This window comes from Enterobacter sp. TCD1-1, assembly GCF_020567405.1.
Taxonomy (GTDB): Bacteria; Pseudomonadota; Gammaproteobacteria; order Enterobacterales; family Enterobacteriaceae; genus Enterobacter; species Enterobacter quasiroggenkampii.
This window is the reverse complement of sequence record NZ_JAJCXF010000016.1, coordinates 1-533: the sequence shown is the minus strand read 5'-3', so window position 1 is coordinate 533 and position 533 is coordinate 1. Positions and strand designations below refer to the sequence as shown.

The 533-nt window shown below is 47.5% G+C and carries 1 protein-coding gene; it reads right to left on the bottom strand.

Annotated features, from left to right (window positions below; translation table 11 throughout):
• Positions 1 to 228 (bottom strand): gamma carbonic anhydrase family protein (locus LJA86_RS22165; protein WP_420707839.1); only part of this gene is annotated, 228 nt, incomplete at its 3' end.
• Between the last annotated feature and the right edge of the window lie 305 nt (positions 229 to 533).

Below are 533 nucleotides of genomic sequence, written 5' to 3'. Positions count from 1 at the left end.
GGGGTTATAGGAGGATTTGTGCGTGACATGCAGAACGCTACCGTCCTGAATGTTGGTACGTGCACCAATCGACACATAGTTAACATCTCCCCTGATGGCGACGAGCGGCCAGATGCTGACATCCTCGGCCATTCGCACATCACCAACGACCACGCTGCTGGCATCGATCATCACGCGATCGCCTTTTTGGGGGAACAGATCTTTATAAGGACGCAATACTGCAGACATATCTACCTCTAAGAATGAGCGCTATACAGAAGACTTTGATCGTATTAATGGATCGAGGCAAGGCAAAATACGTCAATATTTAAGCAGATCGGGCGGGATTTCAGCGAAAAGCGCGGAAAATCAGCAGTCGGAAAAAAAGATCTAAAAAATACTTGTGCTAAAAATTGGGATCCCTATAATGCGCCTCCATCGACACGGCGGATGTGAAACACTTCACAGACAACGCGGTCGGTTGAAGAGAAAAAATCCTGAAATAACGGGTTGACTCTGAAAGAGGAAAGCGTAATATACGCCACCTCGCAACG